Source organism: Streptomyces sp. NPDC088730 (assembly GCF_044751215.1).
In the GTDB taxonomy this organism is placed as follows: Bacteria; Actinomycetota; Actinomycetes; order Streptomycetales; family Streptomycetaceae; genus Streptomyces.
The window spans coordinates 198250-222189 of record NZ_JBIVLK010000004.1; the positions used below are offsets into that span (position 1 = coordinate 198250).

Sequence of the window (23940 nt, forward strand, 5' to 3'; positions counted from 1 at the left end):
CGGAGGCGGGCCCCCGGCCGGTGCGGCGATCGGCTCCGTCGCGCTCATTTTACCTCAGATCATTGATTACCAATATTCTTAGCAATATCGAGAGTATCCTGAGCCGCATGGATGTCAAACCGCCCGCCACCGACCCCGCCCCGGCGCCCGCGGGCTCCTCGACGACAGGTGGCGCCATCCGCGAGCAGCTACGAAACCTGACGCTCCGGCAGCAGCGGTTCGAGCGTTATCTGGGGCGGCGGCTGCGGGTGGACCCGGCGGGTCTGGCCGTGATGGACCACCTCGTCAACGTCGGGCCGACCACGCCCACCGACCTCGCCCGCAGGCTGGACGCCTCGACGGCGGCGACGACCCTGGTGATCGACCGGCTCGTCGCGGGCGGCCACGCCACCCGCGAGCCGCACCCCACCGACCGCCGCAAGGTGATCGTGACCCCGGCCGAGCACTGGGGCGCCACGGCGTACGAGCATGTGGCGCCGGTCATCGAGGGCGTCACCGAGGCCGCCTCGGAGCTGTCCCCGGGCGAACAGGCCGTCGTGGCGGCCTTCCTGGAACGGATCGTGGGCGTGTACGACGACGCGACCGACCGCTGAACCGGGCCGGGGAGGTCGGGCCGGGGAGGTCGGGCCGGGGGGCGGGTCCGGCCCGCCGCGACCGGGTTCAGTCCTTCGCGACGGCCTGCCGGAAGCCGGTGTTCACCGCGGTGAGCCCGCCGTCCACGCACAGCGTCGTGCCCGTGACCCAGGCCGCGTCGCGGGAGGCGAGGAAGGCGACCGCCGCGGCGATGTCCTCCGGCTCACCGACCCGGCCGAGCGGATAGAGGCCGCCGACGCGGGAGATCTCGTCCTCGCGGCCGGACCAGGCGTCGGTGCGGACCGTTCCGGGCGCGACCAGGTTGACCCGCACCCCGCGCGGCCCGGCGTGGCCCGCGAGGGTACGGGTGAGGCTTGCCAGGCCCGCCTTGGCGGCGCTGTAGGCGTGGTTGCCGAAGTCCTGCACGCCGTTGACCGAGCCGATGCTGACGATCGCGCCCCGGCCGGACGCCGCGAGGTGCGCCATCGCGGCCCGCGCGCACCGGTAGGCCCCGCTGAGGGTGACGTCGAGATCGCGCTCCCAGACGTCGTCCGGCTCGTCCTCGAACAGCGCCTCGTCGGGGGCGCAGGAGTACGCGTTGTTCACCAGCACGTCGAGCGCGCCGAACACCGCGACCGCGTGGGCCACCGCCGCCTCGACCGCCGCCCGGTCCGTCACGTCGCAGCCCAGCGACTCGGCCCGGCCGCCCGCCGCGACGATGTCCGCCGCCACCCGCGCGGCCCGCTCCGGGTCCAGGTCGGTGACCAGGACCCCGGCGCCCTCGGCCGCGAGGCGGCGGGCCGTGGCGGCACCGATGCCCTGGCCCGCACCGGTGATGAGGACGCCGTAACCGTCGAAGCGCGTGAGCGCGGCAGAAGTCATAGCGCCGACCGTACTGCCCGGACCAGGGCCTGGGCACGGGGGTCGGCGGTTACTCCCTTCTGCAGACCGTTCGTCACATAGCCGAGCGCGATGCCCGATTCGGGGTCCGCGAAGCCGAGCGAGCCGCCCCGCCCGGGGTGGCCGAAGGAGCCGGGGGCCAGCAGCGGGGAGGCCGGTCCGTGCAGCATGTAGCCGAGCCCGAAACGGGTGTTGACGACCAGCACCCGGTCGGGCCCCGCGGACTCCTCCGTGCGGGCCAGGGTCAGCGTGGCGGGGGCGAACAGCCGGTGGCCGTCGACCGGCCCGATCATCGCGGCGTAGCAGCGGGCCAGGCCCCGGGCGGTGGCGATCCCGTTGGACGCCGGGAGTTCGGCGGACTGGTAGCCGGGGTCGTTCTCGTCGGGGAACGGGTCGATCGCGCCGAACGCCCGGCGGGTCAGCGAGTCCGGGTCGCGGTAGGCCTCGACGACCGAGCGCTTGGGCCGCATCCGCAGCGCGCCCGTCTCCTCGCCCGCGGGCGCCTCGACCGGGCCGATCCGGCCCACCCGGTGGGCCTCGTCCGCCGGGATGCCGAACCAGAAGTCCAGACCGAGCGGGCGGGCGATCTCCTCGGCGACCCAGCGGCCGACCGTGCGCCCGGTGACGCGCCGCACCAGTTCACCGATGAGCCAGCTGTAGGTCTGCGCGTGGTAGCCGTGGTCGGTACCGGGCTCCCACTGGGGGCGCTGGGCGGCGACGGCGAGCGGCCCGCTCACCCCGTCGGCGGCCTCCCGCGGAGTCAGCGTCCGGTCCAGGGCCGGGATGCCGGCCCGGTGGGCGAGGAGGTGGCGGACGAGTACGCGCTCCTTGCCGTTGGCCTTGAACTCCGGCCAGTAGGTGCCGACGGGGGCGTGCAGATCGATCTGGCCGCGCTGGTGCAGCAGCAGCGGGACGGCGGCGGCGATGCCCTTGCCGGCCGAGCGGACGACCTGCACGGTGTCGACGGCCCACGGCTCCGCGCCGTCCACGTCTCTGGTCCCGGCCCACAGATCGACGACCTTGTGCCCGTGCCGGTAGACGGTGACCGCCGCCCCCCGGTCGCCGCGTTGCTCGAAGTTACGGATGAAAGCATCCCGGACCGGTTCGAATCCGGGCACCACCGCGCCCCGTACGTCCACGCCTGTTCCCGCGCTCCCGCTCATCCCCCCATGGTGCATTGCCGCGCAGGTCGCGGGTGGGGCGGGTGAGGTTGTTACCTCGTGTTCACCGTCACGGAGCGCGGGTCGAAGCCGAAGGGGAGCTCCAGCCGGTGGGCGCGCATCAGTTGCTCGTCGCAGAGCAGGTCCTGGGTGCGGTCGTCGGCGGCGATGACGCCTTCGCTGAGGATGACCGCGCGGCCGCACAGCTCCAGGGCGTACGGCAGATCGTGCGTGACCATCAGCACGGTGACGTCCAAGGAGCGCAGGATGTCGGCCAGTTCGCGGCGGGAGGCCGGGTCCAGGTTGGAGGAGGGCTCGTCCAGGACGAGGATCTCCGGCCGCATCGCGAGGACCGTGGCGACGGCGACGCGGCGGCGCTGCCCGAACGAGAGGTGGTGCGGCGGCCGGTTGACGAACTCCTCCATGCCGACCTGCTTCAGCGCGTCGGTGACCCGCTCCTCCAGTTCCGCGCCGCGCAGCCCGCCGGACGCGGGCCCGAAGGCGACGTCCTCGCGGACGGTGGGCATGAAGAGCTGGTCGTCGGGGTCCTGGAAGACGATGCCGACGCGGCGGCGGATCTCGGCGAGGTTGCGCTTCTCGACGGGGAGCCCGGCGACCCGGACGGTGCCGGCGCCCGCGTCGAGGATGCCGTTCAGGTGCAGGACGAGGGTGGTCTTGCCGGCCCCGTTCGGGCCGAGCAGGGCGACGCGCTCGCCGCGTGCGACGGTCAGGTCGACGCCGAAGAGAGCCTGGTGGCCGTCGGGGTAGGCGTAGGCGAGGCCGCTGACTTCGAGGGACGGCGGTACGGGGTCGGGCTCTGTGCTCATACGGCCCATCCCAGCAGACACACGGCGAGGGCGAGCAGGGGGAGTGCCGAGGCGTACGCCCACTGGGTGCGCGAGGCGGTCACCTCGTCGATGACCGGCATGGTGCCGGTGTAGCCGCGGCTGACCATCGCGAGGTGGACCCGCTCCCCGCGCTCGTAGGACCTGATGAAGAGCGCGCCCGCCGATTTGGCGAGTACGCCCCACTGCCGCACCCCGTGCGCCTCGAAGCCGCGCGAGCGGCGGGCGATGGACATCCGGCGCATCTCGTCGGTGATCACATCGCCGTACCGGATCATGAAGGAGGCGATCTGGACGAGCAGCGGCGGCAGCCTCAGTCGTTGCAGGCCGAGCAGCAGGGAGCGCAGCTCCGTGGTGGAGGCGAGGAGTACGGAGGCGGCGACGCCGAGGGTGCCCTTGGCCAGGACGTTCCAGGCGCCCCAGAGGCCGGGGACGCTGACGGAGAGGCCGAGTACGTGGGTCTGCTCGCCGGGCACGACGAACGGCATGAGCAGCGCGAACGCGACGAACGGCACCTCGATCAGCAGCCGCTTGAGGAGGAAGCCGGCCGGGACGCGGGCCGCCGCGGTGACGCCCGCCAGGAGCAGCGCGTACAGCCCGAAGGCCCACACCGCCTCGCGCGGGGTGGTGACGACGACCACGACGAAGCAGAAGACGGCGGCGAGCTTGCAGTGCGGCGGCAGGTCGTGGACCGGCGAGTGCCCGTGCCGGTAGAGCTTGTGGGCGTGTCCGGCGCCCATCAGACCTTCGCGTCCGTGCTCGTGACGGCCTCGGGCTCGTCGCCCTTCCGGCGGCGGCGGGTGACGACGTAGAACGCGCCGCTGCCGACGACGAGGGTGGCGCCGACGCCGATCACTCCGGCCAGTCCGCCGGAGATCCGGGCGTCGGAGATGTCCTTGACTCCGTAGTCCGCGAGCGGGGAGTCCTTGGAGGCGTGCTCCTCGGTCTTCTTGTCGATGCCCTGGTCGGTGGCGACCTTCTCCAGGCCGTCGGGGTTGGCGGAGGCGTAGAAGGAGACGAATCCGGCCAGCACCAGCGCGGTGACCAGGCCGGTGGCCCACAGGCCCCGGTTGGAGCGGGCGGCGGGTGCGGCGGCGACGGGCTCGCGGGCGGGGGCGTCGACGAGTTCGCCGTCGACCCGGAGCTTGAGCGGGGCGGTGAGTCCGCGGGCGCCGTGCACGAGGTCGGGGCGTACGGCGATGACGGCGCCGACGGTCAGCGCGGTGATCACCGCCTCACCGATGCCGATCAGGACGTGGACGCCGACCATCGCGGTGAAGACCTTGCCGATCGGGATGTCGGTGGTGCCGCCGATCCAGTACATCAGCGTGAAGGCGCAGGCCGCGGCCGGTACGGAGACGAGCGCGGCGACGAAGGAGGCGGCGGTCATCGAGCGGCGGGTGCGCGGCAGCAGGCCGGTGAGCCCGCGGAAGAGGGCGTAGGCGACGACGGTGGTGACGATGCCCATGTCCAGGATGTTCACGCCGAGCGCGGTGAGCCCGCCGTCCGCGAACAGGATGCCCTGCATCAGCAGGACGACGGAGACGCAGAGGATTCCGGTGTACGGCCCGACCAGGATCGCGGCCAGCGCCCCGCCCAGCAGATGGCCGCTGGTACCGGCGGCGACCGGGAAGTTCAGCATCTGCACGGCGAAGATGAAGGCGGCGACCAGCCCGGCCAGCGGCGCGGTCTTCTCGTCCAGTTCCCGGCGGGCCCCCTTCAGGCTGACGGCCACGGCACCGGCGGCGACGACTCCGGCCACGGCGGAGACGGGTGCGTTGATGAATCCGTCGGGTACATGCATGGGGGAGGCTCCGCTTCCTGCGTTACTGCGTGACTGCGCGGGGTCATGAACCTCTCAATAATAGAACCTTGTTGCGAACCGTTTGCAAGAGCGCCACCGTCACAACTGCTCAGGGTTCTCACCATGCTCTTTACGTAAAATATGCGACATTAGAGGGCGAAGACGTACATAAGAGTCATATGCATAGGAGGAGCCGGCCCATGTCCCCCGTGATCAGAGAACATGCCAGAGCCCGGCTCGTCACCGACGCCCGCGACCTGCCCGTGATCCCGGTGGAGCTGCGCCACGACAGCGCGGACACCCCGCCCACGATCCGGATCGCCTTCCCCAGCGGTACGGAGTGGGCCGTCGGACGTGAGCTGCTGGAGCGCGGGCTGCGCGCCCCGGTCGAGCGCGACAGCTACCGGATCTGGCCGTGCGGCCGGGCCCAGCTGGTCGTCGAGCTCCATTCGGCGGCCGGTGTCGAGGTGGTGCAGTTCGACAGCTCTCCCTTGATCCGCTTCCTGCGCCGCACCCACACCGCCCCCAGGGCCGAGGCCGCCCCCGCCTGACCCGCGGCATGCCGAGAGCCCCCGTGCACACCAGGTGCACGGGGGCTCTCGTCGCTCCGGCCCCCCGTCCCCACAGGTAACCGGCGCTTTCCGGGGCCGCGCTCCGCTCAGACGCGGCTCCGGAGTTCTGCGGCTCGGTGAACGGCTCGGGAGCGGCTCAGACGCGGGTCAGCTCGCGCTCACCGCCGTGGTCCGGACCGGCCCCGTCATCGGTGGCGGTGCCGAGCTCCTTGCGCAGCCCCTCACCCTCCACGTCGACGTTGGGCAGGACCCGGTCCAGCCAGCGCGGCAGCCACCAGGCCCGCTTGCCGAGCAGGGCGAGCACGGCGGGCACGATCGCCATCCGGACGATGAACGCGTCGAAGAAGACGGCGATGGCCAGCGAGAAGCCGATCATCTTGATCATCTGCTCGCTGGAGCCGATGAAGCCGGAGAAGACCGCCATCATGATCACGGCCGCGGCCGTGACCACCCGGGCGCCGTGCTTGAAGCCGGTGACGATCGCCTGGCCGGGCTTCTCGCCGTGGACGTACGCCTCGCGCATCCGGGTCACGAGGAAGACCTCGTAGTCCATCGCCAGACCAAAGACGACACCCACCATGAAGATCGGCATCATCGACATGATCGGACCGGTCTGCTCGACCCCGAAGAGCGAGCCGAGCCAGCCCCACTGGAAGACCGCGACGACCGCGCCCAGGGCCGCGACGACCGAGAGCAGGAAGCCGAGCGCCGCCTTGAGCGGCACCAGGATCGACCGGAAGACCACCATCAGGAGCAGGAAGGCGAGGCCGACGACGAGCGCCAGGTACGGCAGCAGCGCGTCGTTCATCTTCTGCGAGAAGTCGATGTTCATCGCGGTGGAGCCGGTGACCAGGACCTCGGCGCCGGTGTCGGACTTAATGTCCTTGCCCGCGTCGCGGATCGCGTGGACCACGTTCTCGGTCTCGACGGAGCTGGGCCGGTCCTTCGGGACGACGGTGATCATCGCCGCGTCGCCGGTCTTGTTGAAGTTGGCCGGGGTGACGGCGACGACGCCCTTCATGCCGGAGATCTCGTCACCGACCCGCTTGGCGGCGGCCTTGCCGTCGGAGCTGTTCTCGGTGTCGACGACGACCATCAGCGGGCCGTTGAAGCCGGGGCCGAACCCGTCGGAGAGCAGGTCGTAGGCGCGGCGCTGGGTGGTGCTGGTGGGCTGGGAGCCGTCGTCCGGCAGGCCCATCTCCAGCGAGGCGGCCGGGATCGCGATGGCGCCCAGGCCGAGGACGCCGACGAGCAGCACCCACACCGGCTTGCGCAGCACGAGCCGGGCCCAGCGGGTGCCCATGTTCGGCTTGGCGTCGGGCCTGTTCTCGTCCTCCGCGGCCTTGCGCGCCTTGCGTCCCATGACGCGCTTGCCCGCGAAGCCCAGCATGGCCGGGACGAGGGTGAGGGCGATGAGGACGGCGATGGCGACCGTGCCGGCCGCGGCGAAGCCCATCTTCGACAGCATCGGGATGTTGACGACGGCCAGGCCGACGAGGGCGATGACCACGGTGAGCCCGGCGAAGACGACCGCGGAACCGGCCGTGCCGACCGCCCGTCCCGCCGCTTCCTCGCGCTCCCGGCCCTCGGCCAGTTCGGCGCGGTAGCGGGAGACGATGAAGAGCGCGTAATCGATGCCGACCGCGAGGCCGATCATCATCGCGAGCGTCGAGGTGGTGGAGCCGAGGTCCAGCACGTTGGCCAGGGCCGTGATCGTCGAGACGCCGATGCCGACACCGATCAGCGCGGTGAGCAGCGGCAGCCCCGCCGCGATGAGCGAGCCGAAGGTGATGACGAGCACCACCGCGGCCAGCGCGATGCCGATGACCTCGGTGGCGCCGGTCTCCGGCATCACCTGGAGCGCGTCACCGCCGATCTCCACGGTCATCCCGGTCTTCTGCGCCGCAGCGCCCGCGTCCTCCAGGGCGTCCCGGGTGCCGTCGGTCAGCTCCATCGAGTTGACCTTGTAGGTCACCGAGACGTACGCGGTCGAGCCGTTCTTGGAGACGGCGTTGCCGGTGTACGGGTCGACGACCGAGGCCACCTGGTCGGAGCCGGACTTCAGCTGGGCGGTGATCTTCTTGACGTCGGCCTTGTTGGCCGGGTCCGTCATCTTCTCGTTCTCGGGGGCCTTGAAGACGATGCGCGCGGTCGCGCCGTCGGCGCTGGCCGCGGGGAATCGCTGTTCCAGCAGGTCGAAGGCCTTCTGCGCCTCCGTGCCCGGGATCGAGAAGGAGCTGGAGGTGGCGGTGGACGCGGAGGCCGCGCCGAATCCGGCGAGCGCCAGCAGGGCCACCCAGATCAGGGCGACATAGCGGCGGCGCCGGAAGGCGAGCCGCCCGATTTTGTAGAGGAATGTGGCCACGGAGGCGTACTCCCGGTCGGGTCGTTGAGTGGAAAAAGGCGTGGGGAACCAGCCCGACGACGAGAGCGGCGTGTCAGGTGGAGCTTCTGGGGAGAGGGCTGTGCGGGGCCGTGGGGACGGCGGTCAGACTCCGAGAGCGGGGAGGATCACGGAGTCGAGGTAGTCGAAGAGGAACGCCTGGTCCACCGGGCGGTCCTCCACCAGCTGCCGAGCGGCGAACGCACCGATCAGCATGTGTGGCAGATATTTCAGCGCCGGGTTGTCCGGACGCAGCTCACCCCGGTCCACGGCTCGGCGCAGCAGTACGTCGAGGCCGGAGAGCTCCGGCTCGACCAGCAGGGCGCGCAGGGCCTGGAGGAGGTCGGGGTTGTCGTGGACGGCATGGCTCAGACCCCGCATCAGCGCGGCGTCCTTCTCCATCTGACAGTCATCGCTACGGCTCAGGACGGCGTGGAAGTCGCCGCGCAGCGAGCCGGTGTCGACGTCTGCTAGGGACACGGGCTTGTTGTGCCGCAGAGCCGTGACGACGAGCTCGGGCTTGCTCCCCCACTGGCGGTAGAGGGTGGCCTTGCTGGAACGGGTGCGGGCGGCGACGGCGTCCATGGTCAGGGCGTCGTAACCGACCTCACGGAGCAGGTCGAGCACGGCGGCGTACAGCTCGCTCTCGCGTTCGGGCGTGAGCCGTGTGCGTGCCATGTGTCGACCCCCGTTCCCGAGCTCGTGCGATGTGTGGGTGTTACGTGTGCTGCGTACGACGCTCGCTCGAACTCATGTCAATCGAACGAAACTGTTTCGTACACCTCGACGGTACCCCGGCCGCTCAGCGAAACGGAATCGTTTCGCTTGTGTTCCGCACCACAAGTTGCCGCCCCCCGCTCGCACGGAAAGCATTGGGGGGTGAGTGACGACGTCTCGTATCTCCGGTTCCCGCACCTCCACGAGGATCTCCTCTGCTTCGCGGCGGAGGACGATCTCTGGGTCGCTCCGCTCGTCGCGGAGGGAGAGCGCCCCGGACGTGCCTGGCGGCTGACGGTCGACCGCACCAGAGTCAGCCATCCGCGCTTCTCGCCCGACGGAACCAGGATCGCGTACACGACCTGGCGCAGCCTCGACCCCGAGATCCACCTCGCACCCGTCAGCGGCGGCCCGGCCCGCCGGCTCACCTACTGGGGCTCGACGGACGCCCGGGTCTGCGGCTGGACCCCGGACGCCGGGGACGCCGCACAGATCCTCGCCGTCTCCTCGCACCGGCAGCCGTTCTCGTACTTCTCCTGGGCCTACAGCGTGCCCACCGACGGCAGCCCCGGCGGCAGGCTGCCCTGGGGGCCGGTCTCCGACATCGCCGTCGCGGACATCGACGGCGAGCGCCGCACCCTGCTGCTGTCCGGCACCCCGCCGCACGAGCCCGCCGCCTGGAAGCGCTACCGGGGCGGGGCGACGGGACGGCTGTGGCTGCACGGCGAACGGCTGCTCCCGGACATCGGCGGGCACCTCGGCTCACCGATGTTCGTCGGCGGCCGGATCGCCTTCCTCTCCGACCACGAGGGCGTCGGCAACCTCTACTCCTGCCTGCCCGACGGCACCGGACTGCGCCGCCACAGCGACCACGACGCGTTCTACGCCCGGCACGCCTCCAGCGACGGGCGGCGGGTCGTCTACCAGTGCGCGGGCGAACTGTGGCTGGCCGACGACCTGGAGTCGCCCGAGGCCGTTCCGCGCAGGCTGGAGGTGCGGCTCGGCGGCCCGCGCTCCGGGCGGCGCCCGTACCAGGTGGCGGCCGCCAGCCACGTCGACTCGCTCTCCGTGGACGAGACCGGCCGGGCCAGCGCCGTATCGGTACGCGGCAGCCTCTACTGGCTCACCCACCGCGACGGCCCGGCCCGCACCATCGCCGACACCCCCGGAGTCCGGGTCCGGCTGCCGGAGATGCTCGGCAGCGGCGGCCAGGTGGCGTACGTGACGGACGCGGAGGGCGAGGACGCGATCGAGATCGCCTACCTGCCGCGTGCCAGCGGCGACCGCGCCCCGCGCCGGCTCGCCTCCGGGCGGATCGGCAGGGTCCAGGAGCTGGTGGCGGACCCGGACGGCGAGATCCTCGCGATGGCCTCGCACGACGGGCGCCTCCTCCTCCTGGACGTCGAGGAGGACACCACCGGCGAACCCGTCGAGCTGATCCGCTCGGTCAACGGGCCGGTCCGCGATCTGGCGTTCTCCCCGGACGGGGCCTGGCTGACCTGGTCGCACCCCGGCATCGGCCGCACCCTGCGCCAGATCAAACTGGCCCGGATCACGGGTGCCGGATCGCCCGTGATCGTCGATGTCACCAACGGCCGCTTCGAGGACGAGAACCCCGTCTTCACCGGCGACGGCCGCTATCTCGCGTTCCTCTCCTGGCGCGGCTTCGACCCGGTGTACGACGTGCACACCGGGGACCTCTCCTTCCCGCTCGGCTGCCGCCCCTACCTGGTCCCGCTCTCCTCCGCGACCCCCTCCCCCTTCGCGCTCTCCCCCGACGGCCGCCCGGCCGCGGGCGGCCTCGACCCGGTGGACACGGCGGAGGCGGGCGCCGCGGAGGGCTCCACGGTCACCGTCGAGTTCGAGGGCCTGGAGAGCCGGGTCACCCCGTTCCCGGTCGCCGCCTCCAAGTACTCCGCGCTGTACCCGGTCAGCGGCGGCGGCCTGGTGTGGCTGCGCTGGCCGATCTCCGGCGCGCTCGGGGAGACGTTCGCCAACCCGGCGGACATGTCGGGCCGCCCGACGCTGGAGCACTTCAACATCGCCAAGGCGAGGAAGGCCGAACTCGTCGACCACCTCGACTGGTTCGCCGTCAGCGGCGACGCCTCCCGGCTGGTCGTCATGGACGACGGGGAGCTGCGCGCCGTCCCCGCGACCGAGCCCGGCGACAACGACTCCACGGTCTACCTGGACCTGCGCCGCATCCTGCACGACGTCGACCCGGCGGCCGAGTGGCGCGGCGCCTTCGACGAGGCGGGCCGCATCATCCGCTCCTACTTCTGGGAGCCGGACATGTGCGGCATCGACTGGGACGCGGTCCTCGACCAGTACCGCCCCCTGGTCGAACGGGTCTCCACCCCGGACGAGTTCGCGGATCTGCTCCGCGAGGTCCTCGGCGAACTGGGCACTTCGCACGCCTACGTGGCCCCCGCCCGCCGCAACGAGGGCCCGCCGCACTACCAGCGCGCCATCGGCCTGCTCGGCGTGAACTTCCTCTGCCGGGACGGCGACTGGACCATCGGACGCATCCTGCCCGGCGAGTCCTCCGACTCCAAGGCCCGCTCCCCGCTCGCCGGTACGGGCATCAGGGAGGGCGCGGTCCTCACCCATGTGGACGGCCGCCCGGTGGACCCGGTCACCGGCCCCTACCCGCTGCTCGCCGCCGCCGGGGGCACCACGGTCGAGCTGACCTTCAGGCCCGCAGGGGCCGAGGGCCGCTCCCGCCGGGTCGCGATCGTCCCGCTGGTCGACGAACGCCCGCTGCGCTACCAGGACTGGGTGGCCAAACGGCGCGAGGTGGTACGGGAGTTGAGCGACGGCCGCTGCGGCTATCTGCACATCCCCGACCTGGGCGGCTCCGGCTGGGCCCAGTTCAACCGGGACCTGCGCCTGGAGGTCTCCCGCCAGGCCCTGATCGTGGACGTGCGCGGCAACGCGGGCGGCAACATCAGCGAACTCGTCATCGAGAAGCTCACCCGCACGATCCTCGGCTGGGACCTCACCCGCGACGCCCAGCCCGTGTCGTACGCCTCCAACGCCCCGCGCGGCCCGGTCGTCGCGCTGGCCGACGAGGCGACCTCCTCCGACGGCGACATGATCACCGCCGCGTTCCGGCTGCTGAAGCTGGGCCCGGTGGTGGGCCAGCGCACCTGGGGCGGCGTGGTCGGCATGACCGGCCGCCACCGCCTCGGCGACGGCACGATGATCACGGTCCCGATGAACGCCGCGTGGTTCGACGCCTACGGCTGGACGGTGGAGAACCACGGCGTCTCCCCCGACGTGGAGGCCCTGCGCACCCCGCTGGACTGGGCGGAGGGCCGCCACGCGGTGCTGGACGACGCGGTCTGGATGGCCCTGGACCTACTGGCCGCGACCCCACCGAAGAGCCCGCCGACATACGCCTCGGTCCCGGACCTGAGGCGACCGCCGCTGCCGCCGCGGTGAGCGCGGACCGCGGCGGTGCGCCGCCGGAGGCGTACCTGCCCATCGGGGAGCACGGCCTGATCGGGGATCTCCGCAGCGCCGCGCTGGTCGGCACCGACGGGCGCATCGACTGGTTCTGCGCGCCGCGCTTCGACTCCCCGAGCATCTTCGGCGCACTCCTGGACGCGGAGCGCGGCGGGGTCTGGGAGATCGGACCGCGGTGCGAAACGGCGTCCCGCCAGCAGTTCTACTTCCCCGACACCGCTGTCCTGATCACCCGGTTCCTCGCTGAGGACGGCATGGTCGAGGTGCAGGACTTCATGCCGATCCTGCGGCCCCACGACGAGAACCACCGCCAGCGGCTGGTGCGCCGGGTGGTATCGGTGCGCGGCAGCATGCGGATGCGCACCCGCATCGCGCCGCGGCTCGACTACGGGCGGGCCCCCCACCGGGCGGTCGCCTGCGAGGGCGGGGTCCGGTTCGTCTCCGACGGCCTCACGCTGCTCGTGCGCAGCGGCAGCGGCCTGTCCGTGGCGGACGGCGAGGCCCACGGGACGTTCGAGCTCGGCCAGGGCGACGAGGTGCTCTTCGTTCTGGAGGTCGAGGAGCCGGGGGCGGCCGGCGCGGAGCCGTGTGCCCTGGACCCGGACGCCACGTCGGAGCTGTTCGACGCCACCGTGGCGTTCTGGCGCACCTGGCTCGGCCGGTCCACGTATCAGGGGCGGTGGCGGGAGATGGTGCACCGCTCGGCCCTCACCCTGAAGCTCCTGACCCACGAACCCACCGGGGCGGTCGTGGCCGCTCCGACGCTCGGACTGCCGGAGCGCATCGGCGGCCCCCGCAACTGGGACTACCGGTACGTCTGGATTCGGGACGCGGCCTTCTCCCTGTACGCCCTGCTGCGGCTCGGGTTCACCGAGGAGGCCGAGTCCTTCGTGGCGTGGCTGACCCGCTGCCTCAGCAGGGCCTGCGGCGACGGCGCCACCGGCCCCTTGCACGCGATGTACACCATCGACGGGGAGCCGGACCTGCCCGAGTGCGAGCTCCGGCACTTCGAGGGGTACCGGGGTTCCGCGCCGGTGCGCACCGGCAACGGCGCGGCGCAGCAGCTCCAGCTCGACGTCTACGGCGAACTCATCGACTCCATCTACCTGTTCAACAAGTACGGGGCAGGCATCTCCTACCGGGCCTGGCAGGACCTGACGACCATCGTCGACTGGTTGCTCGAACGCTGGGACAGCGCCGACGAGTCGGTCTGGGAGACGCGTGCCGGGCGGCAGCGCCACACCTACTCGCGGATCATGTCCTGGGTGGCGGTGGAGCGCATGGTGCGGATGGCGCGCCGGCGCGGGCTTCCGGCCGATCTGGTCCGGTGGACCCGTGCGCGGGACGACATGTACCGGCAGGTCATGGAGGACGGCTGGAACGAGGAACTGGGCAGTTTCGTCCAGCGCCTCCGCGAGGCGGACGAGCCGCCCTCCCGTGTGCTGGACGCCTCGCTGCTGATCATGCCGATGGTCAAGTTCCTCTCGCCACGCGACCCCCGCTTCCTCGGCACGATGGAGGCGATCAGGAAGGCGCTGGTCGCGGACTCCCTCGTCTTCCGGTACGACCCGGCCGAGGCGCCCGACGGGCTGGACGGGACGGAGGGAACGTTCACCATCTGCTCGTTCTGGTGGGTCGAGGCGCTGACCCGCAGCGGCCGGATCGACGAGGCACGGCTGGCGCTGGAGAAGATGTTCACCTTCGCCAACCACGTGGGCCTCTACGCGGAACAGATCGGGACCACGGGCGAGCAGCTGGGGAACTTCCCGCAGGCCTTCACGCACCTCGCGCTGATCAGCGCGGCGGTCAACCTCGACCGATCCATGTGACACGGAACCACGGGCGCGGGCGCTCCCCCGGGTGTGAAGCCGGGCCGGCCTCCCGTACGGGACCTCGGACACCGTGATGCGGCTGAGCGAGCCACCGGGCCGGCTGGCCGTCGTGGGCGGCGGCTGCATCGCCGGCGAGCGGGCCCGCGTCCGCGCTGGACGTGGAGCGGCCGTTATCGCCTGCGACGGACACGCACTGATCGAGGCCGACGCCCAGCTGTGTACCACCGCCGACCGCACAGGCCGGTCTCACCGGGCAGGAGGCCCGCAAGCCGGATGACCGGTCGGATGAAGCGGCAGAAAACCCGTCGAACGGCCCAGGTTCCCCTCGCGTGGATCAGGGAACGCGTTGCACAGGGCACGCCGAACCGGGTCATTTCCAGACTGATGGACGAACGGCGTACCCGACGACGAGGAGGATGTGCAGTGGCCGACTTTCTGACCGACATCGAGACCCTTCGCCAGCGTGCCCGAGCGGAGATGGGCAGGGGCCCGGTGACCGACGCGTACGGCGCGGACCTGCCGCGCGTGCTCCAGGTGCTCAACGAGGCACTGGCCACCGAGATCGTCTGCACCCTGCGCTACAAGCGCCACTACTACACGGCGACGGGCATGTACTCGGAGCCCGTGGCGGCGGAGTTCCTGGAGCACGCGCAGGAGGAGCAGCAGCACGCGGACAAGCTCGCCACCCGGATCGTGCAGCTGGGGGGCGAGCCGGACTTCGACCCCGACACCCTGACCAGCCGTTCCCACGCGGAGTACGACGCGAGCGAGGGCCTCACCGCCATGATCGAGGAGGACCTGGTGGCCGAACGGGTCGCCATCGCCTCGTACACGGAGATCGTGCAGTGGCTCGGTGACCGCGACCCCACCACCCGCCGCGTCTTCGAGGACCTGCTCGCCCAGGAGGAGGAGCACGCCGACGACCTCCGGGGCCTGCTGGAGCGCCTCCCCACGAAGTAGCCGGCCCGCGAGCGCCCGTCGGCCTCGTCCCGGAATTCGCTCCGGGACGAGGCCGACGAGCGCTACCCGACGAGCCCGAAGGCGTACGCGAGGCCGCCGAGGGAGAGCACTCCGCCGATCACGACGAACATCGTCCGGTTCCAGGTCTGCATGCCCCTGGACTGAGCCTGCCTGACTCCCCCGAACCTACTGAGCCGTCCGGACGATACGACGAAGAACCCACCGAAGAAGAAGATGAACAGTCCGACGACAACACGCACCAAGGCCCCCTCACTCAGCGGCTCCCGGCCGCACCGCGGATAACCCACCGGAGCCCCTGAGAGCCACGGCGGAGAAGTGCTGCTGCGAGTACCCGCCTATCGGCAACACAAGCCTCGCTGACGTCAGTTGCCGAGCCGCACAGCCCCCCTCCCGTCCTGTCGTCCTGCGGGCGCCCGCGACTCGCACCACACCGTCTCCGCGTACGGTCCGCACCTGTGGAGGACGGTGGAGTGAGCTTCGGGACTGTGCAGCCGCTTGTCGTCGGACGGCGTCTACTGGCGGGAGAGACCAGCCGGATCGATCGTTACGGGGAACGGCGCGTCCAGCGAGGTGGTCACACCGGCGAGCGCGGTCGTTCGCTCCACGTATCGGCCGCTTTCCAGCTCGTAGACGACGAGCATGGGCGCGGGGTCGAACTCCAGGCGCCAGAAGTGCGGGATGGCGGCCTCGGCGTAAAGCATGGGCTTGAACTTGCGGTCCACCATTCGGTTGCCGGGAGAGACGAGCTCGACGACGAGCTGGACAGCGTCCGCGTCGACACTTACACCGTCCTCAGCGGTCGCACCGGCATCGGCCACCACGAGGTCGGGAATGACAAGACCGGAGGGCAGGACGACATTGACGGCTTCCAGCACCTCGACCGGTGCCTCGGCGGCCGCGGCCGCCGCATGCAGGATCATGGCGAGCCGGAGCGATGCGCGCTGGTGGCGGATACCGGGGGCGGGGGACATCACGAGCGATTCCCCCAGCAGTTCGTAGCGGTTCGTACGGTCCTCGGGCAGCGCCAGGACGTCGGCGACGGTCCAGGGCCCGGTGTGGTCGACGGCGACACTCATTCCCTTTCACCTCCTCGGCCGCCTGCCCGTCACGCGTGAGTCCGACAGGCGGTACACGGCCAGCATACGGGCGCTCCCACCTGCCGACATCAGGTCCGGCCGCCACCAGCCGCCGCTGCCGCCGCGTGGGTCCGGATTGGCCGGGGGCCCGCCGTCGCGGACCCCCTGAACGGCTACCTATATCGCTTGCAATTCGCGGAAGCAATCTTATAGATTTCCTCAAGCAAAGCCTCGGGGGCTCGGCAACCTCGCGAGGTGACACGCGACTTGGAGGGTTGCCCGGTGTCCGATTCACATGAGTACGTTCGCACTCCGGAACATCTTTTGTTCGGGCGCGACGATGCCGACGCATTAGCCGCCCGCCCCTACGACCGGCCGTGGCCCGACGGCACGGGACGGGCGAGCCGTCACCACACGCTCGTATGCCTGGAGGGGGACTACGCCGACGGCCGGGGGGACGACGCGCTGGCGGCGCTGCACCAGGCGTACCCCTGGCGGCACGTCACCCGGTGCGGGAACAGCATCGTGGTCTGGCCGGTCGGCACGGTGTGGGTCTCCCACCAGCCGGGCACGGTCATCCTGCGCGGCGACATCGACGGCCTGGACCGGGCCGCCGTCCAGGCCGTGTACCCCGGCCGGACAGTCAGTTGTGACGGGGCGCAGCTGACCGTCTGGCCGCCCGAAGACCACCGGACCGCCACTCGGAACCGGATCGACTGACCGACTGGCCTGTCGCGGTTCAGCCCCGCACCGACTGACCGGTCGCGGCTCAGCCCCGTACCGCCGCCAGGCACGTGTCGTACAGGTCCATGATCTCGCCCTCGCCACCGCTCTCGACCCACGCCATCGACGCGGCGTCCAGACACGCGAAGGCCGTCCCGATCACCGCGCGGGCAGCCGGTTCCGCGTCGTCGGCCGCAGCGCCCGTGCGCGCCCGGACGAGCGGCAGCAGGTCCTCCTGGAACCGCAGCCGCTTCTCCAGCCAGCCGGCGCGCAGCGAGGCCGTGTGGTGCAGGAGGCGGAACCGTTCCAGGGCCTGTTCGCGGCTGTCGTGCAGGGCGAGCACGGCGACGATCCCCGCGCGCAGCACCTCCCAGACGTCGGCCTCGGCGGGCTGTCCGCCGACGGCCTCGGCCAGCACCTGCCCGAACCGCTCCTGCCCGCCGCCGAGCAGCTCTTCCTTGGTGCCGAAGTAGCGGAAGAGGGTGCGCTGCGAGACCCCGGCTTCCCGGGCGATCTGAGCGATGGTCGTCTCGTCGTATCCCTGCGTGGTGAACAGCCGCAGAGCGGTCCCCAGGATCTCCTGAGAGGCCAGCTGCCGCGTCCGGGCCCACAGCGTGGCGGGCGCGGGCCCCTCCGCCTTCTTGGCTTCCTGCTCCATACGGCCAGGCTATCCCAGCACTGCCACCCTGACAGTCACACTCCACCTGGCAGCGACTGCCAATCTGTCGTACGCTGCCAGAAGTGGCCGTATGCAACGGCGCACCCAGATGCAAAGGACACGCCATGCCCGCACCCTCAGCCCTGATCACCGGCGGAACCAGCGGCATCGGCCGGGCGACCGCCGAACTGCTCCACTCACGCGGCTACCGCGTCATGGTCACCGGCCGCGACAGCGTCGCGGACGCCCGGCTCCCCGAAGGCATCACGGCGGTCCGGGCCGACGCCCGGTCCCTGCCGGACATCGACCACGCCATGGACCGGGTACGGGAGCGGTTCGGCTCCCTCGATCTGCTCTTCCTCAACGCGGGCGTCTCCCGCCCAGGACCGATCGAGTCGACCGACGAGGACGCCTTCGACGCCCTGTTCGACATCAACGTGAAGGGCAACTTCTTCACCCTTCAAAAGGCGCTCCCGCTCCTCGACGACGGCGCCTCCGTCGTCTGCACCGTGGGCGCGGGCGAAGGGCTCGGGGCGGCCATGACGGCCGCCAAGGGTGCCCTGATGCCCCTCATGCGGTCCCTCGCGCTCGAACTCGCCCCGCGCGGCATCCGCGTCAACACCGTCAGCCCCGGCCTCATCGACACCCCCGCCTACGACAAGCTGGGCGTCCCCCGGGACATGATCGACACCTGGGCCCGGGACATCCCGCTCGGCCGCGCCGGAATCCCCTCCGATGTCGCGGAGGCCGTGGCCTTCCTCGCCTCCGACGCCGCCGGCTACATCACCGGCAACGACCTCACCGTGGCTGGGGGCATGGGCGTTCACGCCCGCGCCTGACGTCGAGCCCCTGCCTTCTCTGGTCGAGAGAGAGGTCAGTGCGGGAAGCTGCACGCGTGATCGAGCGAGAGGCCGCCGTTCGGGCTGTCGAGGACCAGTTGGAGCGCGACTACCAGCAGTGGCGGGCTGCGGGGGTGGACGCGATGCGGATGGCTGTGGTCGACGTCGAGGAGCACGAGCTGGTGTGGATCGTCTCCTGGACCTCCGAGGAGTTCGTGCGCACCCGGAACCCGGAGTTCATGCTGGCCGGTAACGGGCCTTACCTCGTCGACCGTGTCGACGGTGGACTGCACCGGATCGGCGTCGTCTCCGCGGTATCCGGGGAGTGGGAGGCCGACTATCGGGCCCGGATACGTGGGCTGCCGGTGCGCACCGCAGTGGACGATCTGCACGAGGCGCTGTGCGAAGTCGCTGCCGCACGCGGACGCATGCACGCTGTAAGGACACTGCGCCAGAACCTGCCGATGTTCTCGCCTGCGGAAGCCATCGAATATGTGAGCGCATTGCTGGACGGTGATGCGCCCGCGCGTCTCGTGGCCGTCGCCACCGAAGAGCTCGTGGAGCCTCTCAACCCGGTGCTTGCAGTGGAGACGATTCTGAGCGGGACGGAGATCCGAGCCGGTCGGAGACCCGAGGGGTGACGGGAACGCCAGTGGGCACGCCGATCGCGCACCCGGTCCCGTTCCTCGGACGTGGCGTGGAAGACGTCGGCGCCACCGTCGTAGGGGTGGTGGATGCGCTGCATCCGGGTGTCGGTGACGAGGACGCCCGCCATCTTGTCGTCGGCGATGTCTCGGAGCAGGTCGTCGATGCAGCCACAGCTCCAGGGCCGGCGGGCGACGAAGAGGTCGATGCGAGGGACAGCCCTTAGGACGGGCGCAGCTCTTCGAGAGCAGTCACCAGACTCCGCGGTACTGGGTCATCCTGCCCGAGGCCCTGTTGTGGATGCCGATCCTTCCGCCTCACCACATGGCAGAACAGCTGCACGCGGCTGCCTGGGTGCCCTTCATCGAGTCCGTCAAGGCGTCCTGAGCACCCTGGCGGACCGCAGGGACCCACACCACTCGTCAAGTACCGGCCAGCACACGGCAATTTGGCCACTTCCCCTCTGCCCCACACCTCTCCCTGGGCGCTTAATGGTGCTCCCGCGGCAAGCGGGTGCGACTGACGACCACACGGGGGAGCCATGGACGACACCGGAACGGTCGGCGCACCAGCGCCCGAGCCGCCACCCAATTCGCCTCCACGGCCGAAGGCTCCCCCACCGCCGCAGGGGCGGCCCGTCCAGCCAGGCTCCGCGATACCCGGACGGCTCCAGAACCCCGGAGGCGGCGATCAGCCTCGCCGCAAGGGGGACCCCCTGGTCCTCCGGGTCAGCCGCCGGACGCTGTGGGTGGGGTCGGCGGCCGTCCCGCTGCACAACATCACCTGGGTCGACGCGTTCAGGCTCAAGCACAACTGGGGCAGGGCCTTCAGCCGCATCGTGCAATGGCTGATCCTCACCGTCGTGGTCTATGCCGCGATCAACTACGCGAGTGAGGGCGACGTCGAGGAGAGCGGCAACGGGAGCTTCGTGCTCGTTGTCTTCGCGATCTGTCTGTTCGCGGTCATCAACGAACTGATCGGGTCCGCGAAGCCGGTACTGGTCGTCGAGATGAACAGCGGCTCCAAGGTGGTCGTGACCCTGGAGAGCATGGACGAGCTGCGGCAGATCGCCGGACTGATCGTGCAGGCGATCGACAACCCGGAGGCCGAGTTCACCGCGATCGTGCGGCAGTTCCACAACAACAGCACGAACAACTACGGCCCTGTCGTCAACATGAACGGCGGCCGGGGGAACACGGGGTTCAAGCTATGAGCGAGGCGTCGAACTTCTACGGGCCCGTGGTCAACATGAACGGCGGCCGCGAGAACGTCGGCATCAACTACGGCACCGTCGGCGGTGCCGCGGAGGACGCCGAGCTCCGGGCCGCTGTCAAGGAGCTCACCCGCCTCCTGGGTGAGCTGCGCCCGCACCTCGCCCCGGACCAGGCCCGGACCGTCGACGGCGCGCTGCCCGAGCTCACCCCCGACCGGAGCGCCCTGCGTGAGCGCGGCATGGTCCTGGCATCCCTCGCGCAGATCGCGGCCACGGTCGGCGAGGTGGGCCGGCCCGCAGTGGAGGCGGTGGGGCGGCTGCTCGGACTGCTGAGCTAGGGCCTGTCGGCGGATCATGGCCGGGGCACGCCTGACCCACCGGACAGGCCCTACGACGTTTCCTGCGCCGGCAGGTCGGGCGCAGGTTGCGTGACGCCGGGAGGTCAGGTGCGGAGCAGGTCGGTCGAGACCAGCTCCCGGGGCCGGCCCCCTGTCGTCGCCAACCACCGATACCGACCGCCGGACGGGTCTGGACCTGCCGCAACCCAGGCCCTGGAACGCGACATCGCAGTGGCCGAAGACCTCCTGACCGACGTCGACCGCCCCCTTCCGGAGCGCCTCGTCGAAGCCTTCGGCCAATGGGCGGGCCGCTGCGTCGGCCCGCTGGCACGCGATGTCGCCGCGGTCATAGCGGACAACACCAACCTCCTCGGAGAGATCACACAGACCGCTCCACGCCGTTTCGAGAATTGATCACGGGCGCGATCGCCGTCGAGTCAGGACAAGAGACGGCCGCCCCCGTCGCGCAGACGATGATCAGCGCATCGATCGGCCTCAAGCACCAGGCCGCGACGCGGGAGTCCTACCTTGAACGCCTGAGGGTCGCCGTCGAACTCCTGGTGCGTTGAGGACACGCGGCGTGCCGCTTCTGCCCAGCGCCGCCACCACCTGCCCTTGAGCCTCGGGGCTCGGGTGTCGAGCCCCGAGCGTCGAGCCCCGAGATCCGAGATCCGAAGACCGAGCGTCGGAAGCCTGTTCACTCGTTCGTGGGTACGTGACGGAGAGGCGGCCCGAGTCTCGAACCCCGGGATCCGAGGGCCGGGGTTCGGGCTCCGAGATTCGAGCGATGTCTGACAACCGGTGGGTAGAAGAAAGAGGTTGGGAGAACCTCCCTACCTCCCTGACCCGTAACGGCGAGCAAGTGTGACTATTTGTGACCGACTTGCGGCTCAGCGTCGCGGCTGCTTACCGTGCCCCCAACGAAACGACCCCGACACGGTGTTCAACGCACCGGCCGGGGTCTCACCCCAAGATCGAAGCAAGCGAGGCGATCTCGTGGCTACCCAGAACTTTAGCCCTGCCCTGCCGACGCCCCCAGTCCCGGCCCCGGCTACGGGAAGCGTTCCGTCCCTGACCAGCGCCCTCCCCGCGCCGACGACTTCGCGTTCCTGCCGGAGCGGGAGCGGTACATCGCCGGATACGTCGACCAGCTCCCCGAGGGCTCGGCGATGAACATCAAGTCGCTCGCCAAGTGCCAGCCCCTGTACGGGCAGATGGCCGTGGGCAGCGCGCTGCGGGCCCTGGGCGTGGCCGGACACCTGCGCCAGGCGCGGTGCGCGGTCGGTGACGGCGACAACGTCCGCTGGGTCACCCGCACCTTCTGGTCGCGCGTGGCCCGCGACAACGAGTGGTGGAACACCTTCCTCACCGCCGAAGCGGGCCACCGCCTGCACCAACCGCAGCCCGCACCGGCCGCACCCCCTCCCCCGTGGGTCCCGGCCGAACCAGCAGCCCCCGCGACACCCGAGGCACCCGCGCCCGCCCCGGCCGTACCGCAACAGCGCACCGCCCCGGCGGACCCGTCGCCCGCCTACCTCGCCCTGGCCCGGCTGGGCCCTGCCGACAGGCGCCTGGGGCTCTCCGAGGAGGACTGCCGGGAACTGGAGGAATCGGCCGCCGAGTGGTTCGCACGCGGCGTGGACGCCGACTACCTCATCCACGCCGTCACCGCAGGACTGCCCGCGACCGTCGACTCACCGCTCGGCTTCGTCAGGAAGCGCCTCGTCACCAAGCTCCCGCCCCACCGGCCCGCCGCCGCACCCCCCGCACCGCAGGGCGACACATCAGTGCCCCGTCTGATGATCGAGTGCACCGACTGCGGCGCACCGGGCAAGGCCGAAGCGTTCCGGGACGGCTTGTGCGGCCCCTGCCGCGAACCCGCCCACCCGGCGTCCGCCGAGGAGCCCGGGATCGAACGCGACATCCAGGCCCATGTGAAGCGGCTGCGCGAACAGCTGAAACTCCGCTGACGAGCGCGGGCGGCGTCAGGAGGCCGTCGGCAGGGTGAGGATTTCGGCTCCGCTGTCGGTGATGGCGATGGTGTGCTCGCTGTGCGCGGTCCGGCAGCCCGTCGCGCTGCGCAGGGTCCAGCCGTCGGCGTCGGTGACGAGTGTGGCGGTGTCGGCCATGACCCACGGTTCCAGGGCGAGCAGCAGTCCGGGGCGCAGCTTGTATCCGCGGCCGGGCCGTCCGGTGTTCGCGACGTGTGGGTCCTGGTGCATGGTGGAGCCGATCCCGTGGCCTCCGAACTCGGTGTTGATCGGGTAGCCCGCCTTGCCGAGGACCGTGCCGATGGCGTGGGAGAGGTCGCCGATGCGCGCCCCGGGCCTGGCGGCGGCGATGCCGGCGGCGAGTGCGCGTTCGGTCGTCTCGATCATGGCCACGCTCTCCGCCGGCCTGGCCTTGCCGACCAGGAAGCTGATCGCCGCGTCCGCCGCCACCCCGCCCTTGACCACGGCGAGGTCGAGCGTCAGCAGATCTCCGTCCGCCAGCGCGTAGTCGTGGGGGAGCCCGTGGAGCACTCCGTCGTTGACGGCCGTGCAGATGTAGTGCCCGAACGGGCCGCGCCCGAAGGACGGCGCGTAGTCGACGTAGCAGGACTGCGCTCCCGCCTCGATGATCATCTCCTTGGCCCACCGGTCGATGTCCAGCAGGTTCGTCCCGACCGCGCTGCGCCGCTTCAGCGTGTGGAGGATGTCTCCGACCAGGCCGCCGGTGTCCTTCGCCCGCTCAAGCCGTGCGGAGTTCAGGATCTCGATCATGGGGGACCTCTCAGGTGCGTCCAATAACTATACCGGTCTAACTATACCGGTATAAGAATGGGCTCCACGGTCGGGTCGCCGCTCACCACCGGCCCCTGACGCGGGAGGGGCGCGCCCGGAACGAAGCCGGACACGCCCCTCAACACACATCACACATCGCTCACACCCGAGCGCCGCCGTCAGCGGTCGAAGCGCCCGCGCACGTCGTCCGCAGCGCCCCGGGCCCTGTCGCGAGCTTGCTCGGACGCGCCGGAGACCCGCTCGGACGCGTCCTGCGAACGGTCCGGCCCGTTGCCCTTGCCGTCCTTCGCCCTCTTCTGCGCCTGGTCGGCAAGGTCCTTCGCCTTGTCCCTGAACTGGTCCGCGATGCCCATGCTGTTCACTCCTCGTGGGGTGCGTGGGGGACGGCCCCGTAAGGGCCTCGACCAGACTTACACGAGCGGGCATTCAT

At 70.9% G+C, this 23940-nt stretch carries 26 protein-coding genes; 14 read left to right on the forward strand and 12 right to left on the reverse strand.

Annotation, left to right across the window (positions count from 1 at the left end; genetic code table 11):
- Window positions 1–107: 107 nt before the first annotated feature.
- Entirely contained in the window at window positions 108–593 is a 486-nt protein-coding gene (locus tag ACIP89_RS15950; protein WP_401926863.1) for a MarR family winged helix-turn-helix transcriptional regulator, read from the forward strand.
- 67 nt (window positions 594–660) lie between these two features.
- Here ACIP89_RS15950 and ACIP89_RS15955 read toward each other — a convergent pair whose 3' ends face one another.
- From ACIP89_RS15955 to ACIP89_RS15975, 5 genes are all read right to left on the reverse strand, one after another.
- Complete coding sequence (locus tag ACIP89_RS15955; RefSeq protein ID WP_401926865.1) at window positions 661–1455, reverse strand: SDR family NAD(P)-dependent oxidoreductase; 795 nt, start codon at window positions 1453–1455, stop codon at window positions 661–663.
- Window positions 1452–2612, reverse strand: coding sequence for a serine hydrolase domain-containing protein (locus ACIP89_RS15960; RefSeq protein ID WP_402115540.1), 1161 nt, complete (start codon window positions 2610–2612; stop codon window positions 1452–1454). The genes ACIP89_RS15955 and ACIP89_RS15960 overlap by 4 nt, the downstream gene beginning before the upstream one ends.
- Before the next feature lie 74 nt (window positions 2613–2686).
- Window positions 2687–3460, reverse strand: coding sequence for an energy-coupling factor ABC transporter ATP-binding protein (locus ACIP89_RS15965; RefSeq protein WP_401926866.1), 774 nt, complete (start codon window positions 3458–3460; stop codon window positions 2687–2689).
- On the reverse strand, window positions 3457–4218 hold the full coding sequence (gene cbiQ / locus ACIP89_RS15970) for a cobalt ECF transporter T component CbiQ (protein ID WP_401926869.1): 762 nt from the start codon (window positions 4216–4218) through the stop codon (window positions 3457–3459). The genes ACIP89_RS15965 and cbiQ overlap by 4 nt, the downstream gene beginning before the upstream one ends.
- Window positions 4218–5282: an energy-coupling factor ABC transporter permease gene (locus ACIP89_RS15975; protein WP_401926872.1), complete on the reverse strand. Its 1065-nt coding sequence runs from the start codon at window positions 5280–5282 to the stop codon at window positions 4218–4220. The genes cbiQ and ACIP89_RS15975 overlap by 1 nt, the downstream gene beginning before the upstream one ends.
- Before the next feature lie 200 nt (window positions 5283–5482).
- On the opposite strand from ACIP89_RS15975, the gene ACIP89_RS15980 reads away from it, so the two are divergent.
- Window positions 5483–5833 (forward strand): SsgA family sporulation/cell division regulator, encoded by a 351-nt coding sequence (locus ACIP89_RS15980; RefSeq protein ID WP_401926874.1) that lies wholly within the window; start codon window positions 5483–5485, stop codon window positions 5831–5833.
- A gap of 157 nt (window positions 5834–5990) precedes the next feature.
- On the opposite strand, the gene ACIP89_RS15985 is transcribed toward ACIP89_RS15980, so the two are convergent.
- Together ACIP89_RS15985 and ACIP89_RS15990 are read right to left on the reverse strand one after the other, a co-directional pair.
- On the reverse strand, window positions 5991–8219 hold the full coding sequence (locus ACIP89_RS15985; RefSeq protein ID WP_401926876.1) for an MMPL family transporter: 2229 nt from the start codon (window positions 8217–8219) through the stop codon (window positions 5991–5993).
- A gap of 123 nt (window positions 8220–8342) precedes the next feature.
- On the reverse strand, window positions 8343–8915 hold the full coding sequence (locus ACIP89_RS15990) for a TetR/AcrR family transcriptional regulator (protein ID WP_371772718.1): 573 nt from the start codon (window positions 8913–8915) through the stop codon (window positions 8343–8345).
- A 201-nt stretch (window positions 8916–9116) separates the two neighbouring features.
- Between ACIP89_RS15990 and ACIP89_RS15995 the strand changes: the two genes are divergently transcribed.
- The 3 genes from ACIP89_RS15995 (at window position 9117) to ACIP89_RS16005 (ending at window position 15214) form a co-directional block, all read left to right on the forward strand.
- Window positions 9117–12398, forward strand: coding sequence for a S41 family peptidase (locus tag ACIP89_RS15995; protein ID WP_401926879.1), 3282 nt, complete (start codon window positions 9117–9119; stop codon window positions 12396–12398).
- Window positions 12395–14251, forward strand: coding sequence for a glycoside hydrolase family 15 protein (locus ACIP89_RS16000; RefSeq protein ID WP_402115334.1), 1857 nt, complete (start codon window positions 12395–12397; stop codon window positions 14249–14251). The genes ACIP89_RS15995 and ACIP89_RS16000 overlap by 4 nt, the downstream gene beginning before the upstream one ends.
- Window positions 14252–14677: 426 nt before the next feature.
- Window positions 14678–15214, forward strand: coding sequence for a bacterioferritin (locus ACIP89_RS16005; protein ID WP_401926884.1), 537 nt, complete (start codon window positions 14678–14680; stop codon window positions 15212–15214).
- 62 nt (window positions 15215–15276) lie between these two features.
- Here the strand turns inward: ACIP89_RS16005 and ACIP89_RS16010 are convergent, their stop codons facing one another.
- A complete protein-coding gene (locus ACIP89_RS16010; RefSeq protein WP_402115335.1) occupies window positions 15277–15474 on the reverse strand; it encodes a hypothetical protein in 198 nt (65 codons plus the stop codon).
- A 273-nt stretch (window positions 15475–15747) separates the two neighbouring features.
- Window positions 15748–16311 carry a Uma2 family endonuclease gene (locus ACIP89_RS16015; RefSeq protein ID WP_401926889.1) on the reverse strand — a complete coding sequence of 188 codons (564 nt, stop codon included), beginning with the start codon at window positions 16309–16311 and terminating at the stop codon, window positions 15748–15750.
- A 324-nt stretch (window positions 16312–16635) separates the two neighbouring features.
- Between ACIP89_RS16015 and ACIP89_RS16020 the strand changes: the two genes are divergently transcribed.
- Window positions 16636–17031, forward strand: a complete 396-nt coding sequence (locus ACIP89_RS16020) for a hypothetical protein (protein WP_402115336.1) — start codon at window positions 16636–16638, stop codon at window positions 17029–17031.
- Window positions 17032–17080: 49 nt separating this feature from the next.
- Here the strand turns inward: ACIP89_RS16020 and ACIP89_RS16025 are convergent, their stop codons facing one another.
- Window positions 17081–17692: a TetR/AcrR family transcriptional regulator gene (locus tag ACIP89_RS16025; RefSeq protein WP_402115338.1), complete on the reverse strand. Its 612-nt coding sequence runs from the start codon at window positions 17690–17692 to the stop codon at window positions 17081–17083.
- Between the two features lie 125 nt (window positions 17693–17817).
- On the opposite strand from ACIP89_RS16025, the gene ACIP89_RS16030 reads away from it, so the two are divergent.
- The 8 genes from ACIP89_RS16030 to ACIP89_RS16065 all read left to right on the forward strand — a co-directional run bounded on the left by ACIP89_RS16030 (window position 17818) and on the right by ACIP89_RS16065 (window position 22697).
- Window positions 17818–18531, forward strand: coding sequence for an SDR family oxidoreductase (locus ACIP89_RS16030; protein ID WP_402115339.1), 714 nt, complete (start codon window positions 17818–17820; stop codon window positions 18529–18531).
- Between the two features lie 56 nt (window positions 18532–18587).
- Complete coding sequence (locus tag ACIP89_RS16035; protein WP_402115341.1) at window positions 18588–19172, forward strand: YrhB family protein; 585 nt, start codon at window positions 18588–18590, stop codon at window positions 19170–19172.
- 11 nt (window positions 19173–19183) lie between these two features.
- Window positions 19184–19402, forward strand: coding sequence for a hypothetical protein (locus tag ACIP89_RS16040; RefSeq protein ID WP_402115342.1), 219 nt, complete (start codon window positions 19184–19186; stop codon window positions 19400–19402).
- Window positions 19403–19891: 489 nt separating this feature from the next.
- On the forward strand, window positions 19892–20389 hold the full coding sequence (locus ACIP89_RS16045) for a DUF6232 family protein (RefSeq protein ID WP_401927587.1): 498 nt from the start codon (window positions 19892–19894) through the stop codon (window positions 20387–20389).
- Complete coding sequence (locus ACIP89_RS16050) at window positions 20386–20727, forward strand: hypothetical protein (RefSeq protein ID WP_401927074.1); 342 nt, start codon at window positions 20386–20388, stop codon at window positions 20725–20727. The genes ACIP89_RS16045 and ACIP89_RS16050 overlap by 4 nt, the downstream gene beginning before the upstream one ends.
- Before the next feature lie 231 nt (window positions 20728–20958).
- Window positions 20959–21141: a hypothetical protein gene (locus ACIP89_RS16055; RefSeq protein WP_402115344.1), complete on the forward strand. Its 183-nt coding sequence runs from the start codon at window positions 20959–20961 to the stop codon at window positions 21139–21141.
- Window positions 21138–21296 (forward strand): hypothetical protein, encoded by a 159-nt coding sequence (locus tag ACIP89_RS16060; RefSeq protein ID WP_402115345.1) that lies wholly within the window; start codon window positions 21138–21140, stop codon window positions 21294–21296. Before ACIP89_RS16055 ends, ACIP89_RS16060 begins: the two co-directional genes overlap by 4 nt.
- Window positions 21297–21896: 600 nt before the next feature.
- Entirely contained in the window at window positions 21897–22697 is an 801-nt protein-coding gene (locus tag ACIP89_RS16065; RefSeq protein WP_402115347.1) for a MarR family transcriptional regulator, read from the forward strand.
- A gap of 15 nt (window positions 22698–22712) precedes the next feature.
- Here the strand turns inward: ACIP89_RS16065 and map are convergent, their stop codons facing one another.
- Together map and ACIP89_RS16075 are read right to left on the reverse strand one after the other, a co-directional pair.
- A complete protein-coding gene (map, locus tag ACIP89_RS16070; protein ID WP_402115349.1) occupies window positions 22713–23489 on the reverse strand; it encodes a type I methionyl aminopeptidase in 777 nt (258 codons plus the stop codon).
- 179 nt (window positions 23490–23668) lie between these two features.
- A complete protein-coding gene (locus ACIP89_RS16075; RefSeq protein ID WP_401926924.1) occupies window positions 23669–23863 on the reverse strand; it encodes a hypothetical protein in 195 nt (64 codons plus the stop codon).
- Window positions 23864–23940: the final 77 nt, after the last annotated feature.